Raw genomic sequence first — 14,287 nt, 5'->3', positions numbered from 1 at the left:
AGATGAACAAAAAGGTCCATCTGCAAGATTTGGGTTTTAAAGATTACAAGGAAACTTGGGACTACCAGGAAACCCTTTTTAAGGAAATTGTTGATTTAAAAATCAAGAATAGAAGAGAAGAGGCAAACCTTGAAACCCCTAACCACTTTTTATTTGTGGAGCATCCTCATGTGTACACTTTGGGAAAGAGTGGTGATATGGGTAATCTGTTGGTAGATGAACAGAAACTACAAGAAAAAGGTGCCACTTTTTACAAGATCAATCGGGGAGGGGATATCACGTATCATGGCCCAGGACAAATTGTAGGCTATCCTATTCTGGATTTGGACAACTTTTTCACTGATATTCATAAATACTTACGTTTGTTGGAAGAGATGGTCATCTTAACCCTTGCAGAGTATGGTGTAAAAGGTGTTCGCTCAGAAGGGGAAACCGGAGTTTGGTTGGATGTTGGGACCCCTTTTGCCAGAAAGATCTGTGCTATGGGAGTACGAGCGAGTCGTTGGGTGACCATGCACGGTTTTGCACTTAATGTAAATGCTGATCTAGGCTATTTTGATTTGATGATTCCCTGTGGGATCAAAGACAAAGCAGTAACTTCTTTAAATGTGGAATTGGGCAAGGCTGTGATAGATATAGAAGAGGTGAAACAAAAGTTACAGTATCATTTTGCAACGCTTTTTCAGGCAGAGCTTATAAAAGAAAAAACCGAAGCTTAAGCTTCGGTTTTTTAATGTTTTAAATATTCTTCTATTTTTGAAACTTGGTCAAGACCATACTATTGGTCAACTTTCCTTTTTGGTTATAACTCTCTTGCTTTACCATACCAATACCTTCGGCCAGCCAAACTCTTGATGGAAATATTTTATTGCCCATCATTGGCATTTTAGTTTTATTCTCACTGTAGATAACATAGCACTCAAAATCACCTACGGGCGAGGATATCTTTTCCCTTTTTTCTACTTTTCTGTTTATGGTCTCTACATTCATATTCATGGTCATTCCCCCCATATCAGCAGCTATTTTTACATTCGCATCAGCTAACTCCTGACCTACGGTCAAATTGTTTGGCAATTCAATATCCGTTCCAGTAACATCAATTTCAACTGCAGCAAATTGTTGCATCATTTGTTGGTTCATTAAAGATTGAAAATCAATCTTGACGACATTTCCTTCACAAGTAAAACCATAATCAGAAGACATAATCTCCTTGCCTTTGCGATCTTGGTACTTCATTTGCATGGTTGCGGAGGTTTTTCCCCCGGAATCGGAAACATTGGATACGGTATAATCTGTTTTACCTTCCAGTTTTCCTTTACCATTATAACTGGTGTACTGAAAAGACACCCCTTCTTCAAGGGGGTAATATTTACTGCACTGGGATTGGGCGGCTCCAATTTGAACAGCAAGAAAGCAGATTATGACTGATACTATTAAGTTTTTCATTCTTATTGTTTTATAAATTCAACTCTTCTATTTTGTGCTTTTCCTGCAATAGTGCTGTTGTCACCAACGGGTTCTAATTCTCCTTTTCCCTCTGAAACCAATCTGTCCGCTGAAATACCATAAATAGATACCAATGCACTTTTTACGGCCTCGGCCCGCTGTTGCGAAAGTTTCATATTGTTATCATCGGAGCCATCTGCATCGGTATGTCCCACAATCTTTATGTTCATGGCTGATTCTTGTAAAAGCACCTGGGATATTTGTCTAATGATTCCCATGGATTGCGGTTGGATATTTGCAGAACCAGAATCAAATAAGATGCCATTGGTAGATATTCTTCCTTCCGAAATCAGTTTTCTTCTAAGATCTACTCCTCCTTCGGCAACTTTTAGATTAGTGATGAACAGACGTTCTTCGCCTTCTTTGAATCCGTTCTTATGAAACTTTAAGGTGGTCAGGGCTGCTCCGGTTGGAGCGATGCGAGGTATGTCTATATGTTTCTCTTCGTTAACCCATAACCTAAAACGTTGTTTGTTAACTGCAATGGATATATGAGGTCTATTAAGTACTTCGTCCCTCAGGTCCGCATTGACTACACTATAGATTTCCCTTTGATTGTTGATTCTGTTTTCCATAGTGATTCCCACCGGCGTATATTGGCAAACTGAAATATGTGCCTGAACAAAATTGCTTCCTTCTTTAAACTTATCATCGTTTGATAAATCAATTCGCAGTTTTGCGTTTGAAGATGTTTTGTTATTAATGCCAACGGTCATCAGGTCAAATTCAATAGTATATTCTTCTGGTAGCTGTGGTACATCGGGAATGTAATACATACTGTACCCTGAAATTAATTCTAACCATTTTTCTGATGAATCACCTATGGAGACAATTTCCCCTCCACCATTTGTATTCCATTTTGATGGGAAATCGCCAACAAAGTCATGGGCAAAATCATCGAAGAACATTAATTTATCACCTGGGACAAAATCAAACTTACTGTAGACTTTTATGGTTTTGGGGCCAGTTGCGACAGAAGTCTCCGAATTGGATGAGTCGTTTCCAGAATTGTTCTGACCATCATTGGTCTTTGGAGTTTTTGGAGCTTGCTTTCCGCCAGAGCCGGGTTCAAGAATACTATCCAGGGCTTGATCGGTTTTCTTTTCTGTTTCACGTTCCACGCGACGCTCAACAGTTCGTTCTGCGGCCCTTTCTGCTTTTTTTGCCAATTTCTTAAAGAATTGGGCATTGCTGTTTGAGCCAAAGGTAAATGCAAGGATTGAGCAAAATAAAATCTTGCCCACAAAAGAGGTTTTCATTTTTGTAGTGTTTTGATGGTGTAATTAGTTGAAAATAAAAAATTTATAAGCTAATTGGAAAAAAGAATGTGTGTTTGGCCTAAACTATTGTATAGGTTGCAAGACGGACGCTACTAGTTCATTTTGTACACAATTATTGAATTTTCCTGGTCTTTGGCCACCATTTCCAGCTTTTTGTCATTATCCATATCTACCATATCAATCAGTGAATTGCCAAAAACAGGGAAATTTGGAATGGGTTTGGCCTGGCTGTCATACAAGTATATTTTCTGATTTTGAATGTCGGTTACACTCACATAGATTTTATCATAGATATAAAAAATCTTGGGCTTGGTATATACCCCTAAATCCAGTTCAACTTTTTTCCCTTTAATGCTCAAAATATTATCATCCATAAAGACCAGGGTCTTACTTGTGGTGTGCATACCATGATCATTGCTAAGGTTAAAATTGGTGCTTGTAAGTTTTCCTTTGGTGTCAATTTGATGCAATATTCCCTTTTTGTTGGTTGTGGAGAACTTGTTTTTATAAAGAAACACCTCATTGTCAGAGAAATCAATTTTTTGTAAAACCTTTAATCGTTCACCTCCAGATCTATGGAGTATTTTCAGACTCATGTTCTCCAATTGAAATATCAAAAAATCTTTGTTGGAAACCCTAAAGTGTTTTGGGGCCGAAATGATGGGGCTTTGAGCCCGGGTGTAAGTAAAACCAGGTACAATATTTGCCTTGTTATTGTACATGAATACTTTCTCGCCTTGCGTAACTATAAAACGATAGTCCTTATTTCCTTCATAATCAAATACAGCCAATGAATTTAGGTTTCCACCTTCAAAAGTTTTATTGAAAGGAGGAACTTCTTCTCCATTTCTATCTAAAATCAAAAATTGGTTATTGGTGCAAAAAGCTAGTTGTAACCGCCCATTTTTATAGATATCTACTTGTTTGATAGGACCTCTAACTCTGCCATTAAGCTGCTTTTTCCAAAGTACTTTGCCTTCGGTAGAAATTAAATACAGGGAATTATTTTGATCTTGGACCATAATCTCTTGTTTGTTTGTTCTATGGTTTTTTACAAATTGGGGGTCCATGGCAAGGTCAGTGTCCAGTTCTAAAGTGAACAACGGGGCTACCGAATTGGTTTTTGCCTTTTTTTCTATTTTGGATATGAGAAAATTGGCATGGGCAAAGTCGTTGTCAGCAACAAATTGTGCAGCAAAGGTGTGGCCTGAAAAATCTGGCTTTTTGAATGCGTTAAAAAATGATGGGGTAAACCGATTTTGAGTAAAAAAATCTGCCCCAGAAGCGTTGGAAACAAAAAGTATGCTCGATTCATTGGCTAATGATTTTGTGGCGGTTTTGAACACTGGGGAGTCGTTAAAAGATGATGAGCTTTTATAATTGCTTATTATGGTTTGTAGTGGTTCTTTGCTTTCGGAAAAAACAAAAGTGTTTTCAAGAATTGTACAAAATGAAGATTTAAAATCAGTTACCAGTGGTTTAAAGTTTTCTGCTAATAGGTTTTTGCTTTTTAAGGTGATGATTTCGCTTCCTTGATATGTTAAAGAAGCTATTTTATCTGTATTCAGTTGTTCTGATAAACTTTCGGCGCCAAAGGAGCTAAGAAGAACTACTTTTTGATTGTTAAAGTAAATAAGCCCAATCTCTTCAATGGTATTGAAAAGAGAATCTATTGGCTTTGCCCTGTCCAAGTACGTATTTTGGTTTTTAGCAAAAACCTGGTAATCATCAAAGGTGTAGGAAATGATTGCCTGCGCATTCAGGGGTGCAAAAAGTGAAGTTTTATTGTTTAAAGGAGATGTTCCTTTAAACAAGTTGGTGAAATTTTTGGTGGAATCAGAAGCAACGGCTACTCCATTTAAATTGATATTGTCCGAATTGGCCGAAAAATCCATTGAAACCCAATCCGAAAATGTTTTTGTACTGTTCGTGTCTTCTTTTAGTTGAGATGAAACCAAGGAAGATGACTCGTCTAAGTTAAAAAAGAGTGTGGCCGATTTTGTGGCCTCCGAAGTATTATATAATCGGTTTAATGTTTCATTAGTGGGGTAGGGATATTTGGCTCGAACCATATTTTCCACTAACATTAGAGAAGAGCTCAGAATAATAGTGTTGTTTTTTAGTAAACTGTATACTACATAATCTCCAAAACTATATTTTAGAATATTGTTTTCTTGATATGCCAATGTTTCAACTGCCTTTTCGTTCACTCCTTCCAAATTGTAAAAATCAATACTGTTTTCAGAGATAAAAACAAATTCATGATTATCCTTACCTACTTCAAAAAAAGCCAAAAGGGAAGAGTTATCTGTTTTAACATACTCTAGACCTTTAAGTTTTTCCACCAAATCTTTGTGAATAGGAAAATCGCTTGTCTTTTCTAAAAAAACATTGTTCTTGAGCTCACTTTTGAAGTTGGTTAAATTGTTGATTTTCACAATTAACCCAGCGTTGGGAGGAAGGTGCTGTAAAAGTGAATTAGTGGTTTTTATTTCTGTTTTGCACGAAAGGAAAATAAGGATAAGTAAGGAGAGGTATGCCTTGGGTTTCATTTTCGGAGTTTCAACAAATTTAGGGTTTTAAATATCCAGTGTCAATTGTTCTGGAAGTTGCCTGAAACTTTTTCTGTGGTATTTGGTCAATCCGTATTTGCGAATGGCCTCCCTATGCTCTTTGGTAGGATATCCTTTGTTTTTTTTCCAGTTGTACATAGGGAACTCCTCATGAATTTTGGACATGTACTCATCTCGATGGGTTTTTGCCAAGACCGAAGCGGCGGCAATGCTCATAAATTTCCCATCTCCCTTTATAATACATTCATGTGAAATGGAAGGATAAGGTTTGAAGCGATTACCATCCACTAAAATAAAACTAGGAGTATTTGATAAACCATTCAAAGCACGGTGCATAGCCAAAATGGATGCGTTCAAAATATTAATGGAATCAATTTCATCCTGAAAAACATGGCAGACTGAAAAAGAAACGGCCTCGCTTTCCAAAAGAGGGCGTAGGTGCTCTCTTTTTATTTTTGATAGTTGCTTGGAGTCGTTTAAAATGTCATTGGCGAAACCCTCAGGTAAAATTATGGCTCCTGCGGTCACCGGGCCTGCTAAACACCCTCTTCCAGCTTCGTCGGTACCGGCCTCATTTTTATATTTATAAATGTTTTTGAGCATTTTAATTAAGGTAATGAATACAAGTAATATGAATGGTGAAATCTAAGAAGAATCCTCGAAAAGTAAAAAAGTGCTTGCCCTAGATAAGGAGAGGCATAAACTTTCACATTTCTTTAGAATTAGAACAGGGGTTGTTCTAGAAAAATGGTTGTGTTGATGATGACTTGCCCTCTAACCCTCTAAGGGACTTGTAGTGGGATGCATTTTTAAAATTACATCTATTTTCAGGTTTAAATGTATCTAAGGATATCATTTCGTATACCCAAATAAGGTATCCATCAATTGACAACATGTCAATCACTATTTTTTTTTCAAATTGTTTCCTGGACCAAATTTAAATTTTTCCTATGTCACAATGGAAGCATGTTTTTTTGCTCTTTAAAAGAGGTTTTTCTCCTTTAACTGATAAGCTCTTTTTGTTTTTTCTGCCTCTATTTTCCTATAATGTTTTTTTGACTTTTTATAGTTGGGCAAAATTGGATGATGAGTTCTATGGCTTACTTGCCTGTTCGCAGTTAATACCAATATTTCTCTGTTTAGCTATTATTTGTGTTCTCTTTAAATATTCAAAAAAAGTTAATCAGAAAACTTATGGTTTTTTCCCTTTTAAAGGGAAAGATAAATATGGGAAAACAGGACTTTCAAAACCATTTTCATTAGAACTAAAGAGTAAATTGGAATATTTAATGAATACTAAAAAAGTGTATTTGAAACATGAACTTAAACTAGATGATATTGCTGAATTGTTAGATGTGTCAAGACACCATGCCTCTCAAATAATCAATGAGAATTTCAAAACCAACTTCTACGACTACATAAATGGACATAGGATTGAAGAGGCGAAATACAAATTGTCCAAAGATCGTGAAAGAAAGAAATCGATTTCTGACATTGCTTACGAATGTGGTTTTAATAATCGGGTGTCATTCTATAAAGCTTTTAAAAAGCTCACCCATGCTACACCTACACAGTTTTTGGAAAAAACTATTTGATGTAATCTCTCATAACCAAGGGCTAAGTATTGATTTGTTTAGCTCTTGATGTTAATGTTAATATCTATCGGCATCGGCGTAAAGGTTAGTAAGCGCATACAAACCGGATTCTTTCTTTCATTTTTTTTGCACTGCAATTTGCAAAGCAGGAGCTTATAAAGCTTAATTCTTCCCAAGACGAATTTTGTTTTCATGATATGTGGAAGATTATTTGAATTAGCCCACTGTTTAAAGTTTCCTTCCTGCTTTGTTGGATTGCAATGCTAACTCTTAAAATATTAATTTATGACAACAAAGAATTTTTGGTCGGTACTAGTGTGTTGCCTAAGCATTTTCACTTCGGTATGGGCACAAGAAAAGAAAATTACCGGCTCGGTTACCGATCAGGACGGACTACCACTTCCTGGGGTTTCCATTATGGTTTTTGGCACTGTTAATGGAACTCAAACAGATTTTGATGGAAATTATTCAATTTCGGCTAGTATTGGGGAGGTGTTACAGTTTAGCTATCTGGGGCAACAAACGGTAAGAAGAACAGTAAGTGATACCAATATCATAGATGTGCGGATGTCAGAAGATGCCCAGGCATTGGAAGAGGTTGTTGTGGTTGCATATGGTACTCAGAAAAAGGAGGAGATTACAGGTTCTGTGACAACATTAAAAACTGAAGAGCTGGCAGATGTTCCTACAGCTTCTGTTGTTCAAGGCCTTGTTGGAAAAGTTTCGGGTGTACAGATTATCAATCAATCTGGCGCACCTGGTGCCGACCCTACGGTAAGGTTCAGAGGTATTGGTTCTATCAATTCATCTAGCGCCCCACTTTATGTTGTTGATGGGGTTGTTTTTAATGGAAATCTTAATTCCATCAATTCCCAAGATATTGAGGGGATGACATTTTTAAAAGATGCCTCAGCGAATGCACTGTATGGAAGCAGAGGAGCTAATGGAGTAGTTATTATTACTACCAAAAAGGGAGCTACAGATAAATTATCTGTTACAATAGACACAAAAGTCGGGTTCAATGCAAGGGCAGTTCCTGAATATGACATTATAACCGAGCCAGGTCAATACTACGAAGCTGTTTTTGATCGGGTAAGAGTAGGTTTGATCAATGGAGGGGAAACCCCATCAAATGCCGCTGCTACGGCAGCGGCGAACATTGTGACCAATCCATCTTTTCCTATAGGTTATAACAATTATGATGTTTCCGAAGGAGAGATCATAGACCCTGCAAGTGGCACAATAAAATCCAACGCAAATCTACTATATCAAGACAGCTGGCTTGATGAGTCGTATAGAACCGGTATTCGTAGAGAGAATTATTTAAGTTTACGATACAAAAATGATGTTTCCAATACTTTTCTATCTATCGGTCATCTTAATGATGAAGGTATTGTAATAAATTCTGGGTTTGAAAGAACAACGGCCCGACTCTCATCGGATTTTCAGCCTCTAAAGTGGCTAAAAATAGGAGGTAGTGTAAATTATGCACATACTTTGGCAGATGACCCTTTAAATCGTTTCGCATCTGGAAATGTTAGTAATATTGCTGGTTGGGCTAGGGGTACAGCTCCAATTTACCCTGTTTTTAGTAGAGATGCCCAAGGTAATGTCATTAGGGATAGTGATGGCAATAGAATCTTTGATTTTGGGACTGGAGATTTTGGAGCTGTAGGAGTTAGGCCTTCATTCAAATCTGCATCTAATCCTGTAGCCACAAGTTTGTTGGATATAGATGATAACGTATCAGATAACTTTTCAGGTAGATTTAGTGCCTCTGTAAAGTTTTTAAAGGATTTTGAGTTTACTTATAACCTTTCCGCAGATGTTACCAATGCAAACATTACACAGTTTGCTACTCCAATTGGAGGAGATGCTGCAAGATTTAACGGTAGAATAACAACTCGTTCTAACCGCGGAGTAACCACTGCACACCAACAACTATTAAACTGGAACAAAGAATATGGCAGGCATAGTTTCTCGGTTTTGTTTGGACATGAAAGCAATGACTATAATTTTAGATTGTTGGCTGGTCAGGTTACAGAAACTGTTATTGATGGGTTGGCTGTGTTGGATAATGGAGTGAATATTCAATTCTTAACGGGATATGAAAAGGACTATGCCGTTGAGGGCTATTTTTCCAGATTTACGTATGATTTTGATGATAAATACTTCTTGAATGCAAGTTTTAGAAGAGATGGAACCTCTGTTTTTTCTCCAGATAATAAATGGGGTAATTTCTATGGTTTAGGAGTCGCATGGTCGGTGCATAAAGAAAGTTTTTTGGCAGATGCTCTATGGTTGACAAACTTGAGACTAAAGGGAAGCTATGGTCAGCAAGGAAATGATGCAATTTTGTATGAGGATGATAGAACCATTGTCGGTGATTTGGACAATAGAAATTATTACGCTTACACTGATCAGTTTGATATTGTAAATGCAGGGGGAAATATTCCTGGGATTACATTTTTTCAGTTGGGCAATGAAGATTTAGTTTGGGAAACTTCCACCAACATCAATGCTGGATTGGAGTTTGGGTTATTCGATAATAGAATCATGTTGAATGCCGAGTATTTCGTAAGAGAGGTAGAGGATTTATTGTTTTTCAATCCTTTGGCCCAAAGCGAAGGTGTTGGGACAGAGCCAGAGAATGTTGGTGATATGGAGAACAAAGGTGTTGAGGTTGAACTAGGTATAGATATCATAAGGAGTGAAAATGTTAACTGGGCTTTCAATATTAATGGAACTCATTATAAGAATGAGATTACAAGACTACCTGATGAATTTATAGATGATGGCCGATTTAGACTAGAAGAAGGAAGATCCAGATATGATTATTTTCTTCGAGAATTTGCTGGCGTGGATCCAACTAATGGAGATGGATTATGGTTTACAGATATTTTGGATGTCAATGGCAACCCTACTGGAGAAAGAGAGACAACAAATGATAGGGTAAGTGCAACAGAGTATTTTGTAGGCAAATCTGCAATACCTGAGTTTTTTGGTGGATTTTCAACAAATTTTGGTTACAAGAACTTTTCATTGAATATTGCTTTCGCTTATCAAATTGGAGGGTACGGTTATGATGGTATCTATCAGAATTTATTGGGTACTACATCAGCTGGTGATAACTTTCATAATGATGTTTTTGATTCTTGGACACCGGAAAACACTACCGCTTCTATCCCAAGGTTGGATATTACCGATGTCAACCAAGCAGGAACCTCTGATTTTTTCCTTGTGGATGCATCTTACTTGAATTTGCAGAATGTAACACTTTCATATTCGTTCAACAATAGGTTGTTGGATTTGTTGGGAATAACCGGAGCAAAAGTATATGCAACAGGGAATAATCTGCATTTGTGGTCAAAAGCAAGACAGGGTTATGACCCAAGATTGAGTATTACCGGAAACGCTTTAAATGAATTTGGCTTGGCAAGAACTACTTCTTTGGGTTTAACACTTAATTTCTAAAAGTTATGAAAAAGTTTAAATATTTACTACTGATAGCGATAGCAGGATATGCCTCAAGTTGTGAGGATGATTTTTTAGATACGGAACCAGCTAGATCCATTTCCTCCGAACAGGTAAAAAGGACTCCGGTCGCAACACAGGCCATTGTCCGGGGAATATATGCTAACCTAAGGTCTTTTGGGGTTGGAAACCCTGCTAGGGTTGATGTGGACTATGGACAAAAAGGAATTATGGCCATTACAGATATGATGGCCCAGGATATAGTTCTAAATAATTTTAATTGGTATATTTTCCTCTACAATTATAATGGAAGGCAGCAGACCAGTAGTAGAACCAATATTGTTTGGAATACATATTACACTGCTATTGCAGATGCGAATAGTGTAATCAATGCTCTTGATTCAAAAATGGACAGAACCTCTGAGGAGGATGCTTTGCTTGGCCAAGCATTGGCAATTAAGGGTTTTTCCCTTTTTAACTTAGTAAGAGTTTATTCGCATACCTATATAGGTCATGAGAATGACCCTGGTGTGCCCATTCCTGATAGGGTCGATTTTACAGGAAAGTCAAGAGGAACGGTAAAAGATGTTTATGATCAAATCATACCTGATATGGAAAAGGCCATAACATTATTGGACGGATTTACTAGAAGTTCAAAACAGGAAATTGATCGGAGTGTGGCCCATGGTTTTTTGGCTAACATTTATTTGGAAACTGGCAATTGGCAATTGGCGGCAGATAACGCGGCAGCGGCAAAAGCTCCTTACGGTCTTATGTCTGGCAATCAATATGCAGCCGATGGTTTTGATGATATTGGTAACGAAGAATGGATGTGGGGAGCTGATATAGATAATGAATCGTCAACAACATTCATATCCTTCTTTTCCCATTTTGATAGCAGCGCAGGAGGATATGGAGGAATAGGTTTTGGACTTGGATATAAAATCATGGATGCTCGTCTATATGAACAAATCCCAGACACGGATTTAAGAAAAGCAGCATGGGTTTCTCCAGATGATGAGGCATCTCCATACCCACCTTTGACTAATCTTAAATTTATCGATGGAACTGGGGTTTTTGAAGGAGACTATTCTTATATGCGCGCGGCCGAAATGTATTTGATTGAAGCGGAGGCAAAAGCTAGGTTAGGGGATGCTTCAGCTGCAGATGTTTTGTTTGAGTTGGTTAGCAATAGAGATCCGGGATATGTAAAAACAACAAACACTGGTGATGCTTTGGTTGAGGAGATTTATCTTCAAAGGAGAATAGAGCTTTGGGGAGAAGGTGTGTCCTGGTTTGATTTGAAAAGACTCAAAAAGCCATTGGACAGATCAGGGGCAGGTTCTAACCACAGAGATTTTGGTTTAATAGATATTGCGCCTGAAGGAAACTTCTTTAGAATGCAGATTCCAGAAGGAGAATTAAACTCCAATGAAAATATAAATGTTGGAGATCAAAACCCTAGTTGATTTATTACAGAATTTATCTCAAGGGCCTATGCTTATAACGCATAGGCCCTTGTTTTTATATATGGAGTGTTTCAAAACTTTCACATTTCTTTAGAAACAAAACACATACCTTTGCCTGACCAATAGTTTGGAATGAGATTATTATTTTTTGCCCTACTCTTTTTTACGGGTCAATTTATATTCGCACAACAAGATTCCGTGCCTCCGGCAAAGAACCCGGAAAACCCTGTGAAAAAAATAGATTCTATTGAAAAAAGAAGACCTCCTGGCGCCAGGCCTATAATACCTGAAGAGGAAGAAGATAGAGTTGTGCCGATTGCCGATTACAAAATTATCTCATACACAAGGGATACCACATCTTTGGATACCACCCTTACCATTAAAAAAGAATACAAATACAATTATCTTAGAAAAGATGATTTTGAAGTGATGCCTTTCTCTAATATTGGTAGACCATACAATACTTTGGGAGTAACCTTTTCCAATAATTCATTTTACCCTAAAATTGGCGCAGCGGCAAGACATAATAATTATTTTGAAATAGAGGATATCAATTACTATCATGTGCCAACACCAATGACTGAGTTGATGTTTAAAACTACATTGGAACAAGGACAGTTGTTAGATGCCCTATTGACATTTAATCTTTCGAAAAGATTTAACATTTCCATTGCTTACAAAGGTTTCAGGTCACTAGGTAAATATAGGTTTGATCAAGCTCAATCAGGTAATTTTAGAACTTCATTTAATTATAATAATAAAAAAGGCAACTATAATGTGAGGGGGCATATTGCGGCCCAAGATTTGGAGTCTGAGGAAAGTGGAGGACTATTGAACAGGGAACAATTTGAAGGAGGGGAATCTGATTTTACGGATAGGTCAAGAATTGATGTCCAGTATACCAATGCAAACAATAAGATATTGGGTAAACGATATTATCTAGATCATCAATTAAAACTCCTCAACTATAAGAAGGATTCAACGGATAAAAAACCAACATCGCTTAACCTTGGGCACGAATTCAATTATGAAACTAAGTATTACGACTTTGTTCAATCCGCACAGAATAACGCTTTTGGAGAAAATCCTTTAGTAGTTCCAATAGAAGATAGAGCAAGATTAAAGACAATGTTTAACAAGGTTTCTGCCGAGTTTTCAAATAGGACTTTAGGCAGACTTACCGCAAACGCTAGTCTTTTTAATTACAATTATTTTTTCAATAGCATCTTGGTGACCGATTCTGGAACTATTCAAAACCAATTAAAGGGAGAAGAGATTGCTATAGGAGGGACTTATCTAAAAGATTTTGGACGGTTAGTGCTGAAAGGAGATATCAATTATAATATAACCGGGGAACTTTCCGGAAATGAATTTAATGCCTCTGTCGACTATCAAGTAAGCGACAACAATTTAATGACAGGAGGAATTCACGTTTCTGCTAGAATGCCAAATTTTAATTTTTTGTTGTATCAAAGTGATTATCGAAATTTTAATTGGCAGAATACCGATACTTTTGAAAACCAACAAATACAGAGTATCAATTTTGCATTTGATTCAAAAAAGTTTGGATTATTGGAAGCTTCTTACAGTGCTGTGGACAATTATACGTTTTTTGAATCAACTGCTACTCAGGAGCAAATAGACAATGTCCAGGAAACGGCATTTGTAAAACCTTTTCAGCAAACCGAGACCATAAACCATTTGCGTGTAAAATATACTAAAGAAATCAAATGGCGAAGATGGGCGTTGAACAATACTATATTGTATCAAGATGTTACCCAGGATAAACAGGTGTTAAACGTACCTCAGTTGGTAACAAGGAATACATTGTATTTTTCGAAGGATGTTTTTAAGAAAGCAATGTTTTTACAGACGGGAGTTACTTTTAAATACTTTACTTCTTATAATATGAATGCCTATAACCCTTTGTTGGGCGAATTTTATATTCAGAACAGGGAAGAGTTTGGTGGATACCCATTGTTGGACTTTTTTATCAACGCAAAGGTTAGGCAAACAAGGATATATTTAAAGGCAGAACATTTCAATTCATCTTTCTCCGAACCCACTTTTTATTCAGCCCCAAATTATCCATACAGAGATTTTGTTATCCGTTTTGGACTGGTGTGGAATTTCTTTTCTTAAAATCTCAAGAAAACAAGAGTATTTCGATGTTGATAAACAGAGGTTTACAAAGGGAGGGTGTTTTTTTGAAAAAAAATAGATCAAAACTATTTGTGGAGTAAAAATAAGCTGCTTATATTTGCACCCGCTTAGCTGATGAGGCTGGGTGTTGAAGGGGGGATTGCGAGGGTTGTTTGACCTGGTTTTTTTCTCACTTTGTAAGATTGAGAAGTTCATTTGACATATTGTATAGACAGCGTAAAAGAGAA

At 37.1% G+C, this 14,287-nt stretch carries 9 protein-coding genes; 5 read left to right on the top strand and 4 right to left on the bottom strand.

Annotated features, from left to right (window positions below):
- Window positions 1-2: 2 nt before the first annotated feature.
- A complete protein-coding gene (gene lipB / locus CRO15_RS00045) occupies window positions 3-719 on the top strand; it encodes a lipoyl(octanoyl) transferase LipB (protein ID WP_097043700.1) in 717 nt (238 codons plus the stop codon).
- Window positions 720-750: 31 nt separating this feature from the next.
- Here lipB and CRO15_RS00040 read toward each other — a convergent pair whose 3' ends face one another.
- The 4 genes from CRO15_RS00040 to CRO15_RS00025 form a co-directional block, all read right to left on the bottom strand.
- Window positions 751-1,446 (bottom strand): TapB family protein, encoded by a 696-nt coding sequence (locus CRO15_RS00040; protein WP_097043699.1) that lies wholly within the window; start codon window positions 1,444-1,446, stop codon window positions 751-753.
- Window positions 1,447-1,448: 2 nt separating this feature from the next.
- Window positions 1,449-2,765 (bottom strand): OmpA family protein, encoded by a 1,317-nt coding sequence (locus CRO15_RS00035; RefSeq protein WP_097043698.1) that lies wholly within the window; start codon window positions 2,763-2,765, stop codon window positions 1,449-1,451.
- Between the two features lie 113 nt (window positions 2,766-2,878).
- Entirely contained in the window at window positions 2,879-5,338 is a 2,460-nt protein-coding gene (locus tag CRO15_RS00030; RefSeq protein WP_097043697.1) for a ribonuclease HII, read from the bottom strand.
- 27 nt (window positions 5,339-5,365) lie between these two features.
- Window positions 5,366-5,962 carry a ribonuclease HII gene (locus tag CRO15_RS00025; RefSeq protein ID WP_097043696.1) on the bottom strand — a complete coding sequence of 199 codons (597 nt, stop codon included), beginning with the start codon at window positions 5,960-5,962 and terminating at the stop codon, window positions 5,366-5,368.
- Window positions 5,963-6,648: 686 nt separating this feature from the next.
- Here CRO15_RS00025 and CRO15_RS19680 point away from each other — a divergent pair.
- The 4 genes from CRO15_RS19680 (at window position 6,649) to CRO15_RS00005 (ending at window position 14,039) form a co-directional block, all read left to right on the top strand.
- Window positions 6,649-6,954, top strand: coding sequence for a helix-turn-helix domain-containing protein (locus CRO15_RS19680; RefSeq protein WP_165769887.1), 306 nt, complete (start codon window positions 6,649-6,651; stop codon window positions 6,952-6,954).
- Between the two features lie 285 nt (window positions 6,955-7,239).
- Entirely contained in the window at window positions 7,240-10,428 is a 3,189-nt protein-coding gene (locus CRO15_RS00015) for a SusC/RagA family TonB-linked outer membrane protein (protein WP_097043694.1), read from the top strand.
- Between the two features lie 5 nt (window positions 10,429-10,433).
- Window positions 10,434-11,897 (top strand): RagB/SusD family nutrient uptake outer membrane protein, encoded by a 1,464-nt coding sequence (locus CRO15_RS00010; protein WP_097043693.1) that lies wholly within the window; start codon window positions 10,434-10,436, stop codon window positions 11,895-11,897.
- Window positions 11,898-12,029: 132 nt separating this feature from the next.
- Window positions 12,030-14,039: a putative porin gene (locus CRO15_RS00005; protein ID WP_097043692.1), complete on the top strand. Its 2,010-nt coding sequence runs from the start codon at window positions 12,030-12,032 to the stop codon at window positions 14,037-14,039.
- Window positions 14,040-14,287 lie beyond the last annotated feature (248 nt).

It is taken from the genome of Flagellimonas pacifica, assembly GCF_900215465.1.
In the GTDB taxonomy this organism is placed as follows: domain Bacteria; phylum Bacteroidota; class Bacteroidia; order Flavobacteriales; family Flavobacteriaceae; genus Flagellimonas; species Flagellimonas pacifica.
The sequence above is the reverse complement of the archived record's forward strand: the minus strand, read 5'-3'. Positions and strand labels throughout refer to the sequence as shown.

Bases quoted from the DNA above. Each gene is read 5' to 3' on its own strand.
- CRO15_RS00015 (WP_097043694.1), top strand. From the start codon at position 7,240: ATGACAACAAAGAATTTTTGGTCGGTACTAGTGTGTTGCCTAAGCATT.
- CRO15_RS00035 (WP_097043698.1), bottom strand. From the start codon at position 2,765: ATGAAAACCTCTTTTGTGGGCAAGATTTTATTTTGCTCAATCCTTGCA.
- CRO15_RS00025 (WP_097043696.1), bottom strand. From the start codon at position 5,962: ATGCTCAAAAACATTTATAAATATAAAAATGAGGCCGGTACCGACGAA.
- CRO15_RS00010 (WP_097043693.1), top strand. From the start codon at position 10,434: ATGAAAAAGTTTAAATATTTACTACTGATAGCGATAGCAGGATATGCC.
- CRO15_RS00030 (WP_097043697.1), bottom strand. From the start codon at position 5,338: ATGAAACCCAAGGCATACCTCTCCTTACTTATCCTTATTTTCCTTTCG.
- CRO15_RS19680 (WP_165769887.1), top strand. From the start codon at position 6,649: ATGAATACTAAAAAAGTGTATTTGAAACATGAACTTAAACTAGATGAT.
- lipB (WP_097043700.1), top strand. From the start codon at position 3: ATGAACAAAAAGGTCCATCTGCAAGATTTGGGTTTTAAAGATTACAAG.
- CRO15_RS00040 (WP_097043699.1), bottom strand. From the start codon at position 1,446: ATGAAAAACTTAATAGTATCAGTCATAATCTGCTTTCTTGCTGTTCAA.
- CRO15_RS00005 (WP_097043692.1), top strand. From the start codon at position 12,030: ATGAGATTATTATTTTTTGCCCTACTCTTTTTTACGGGTCAATTTATA.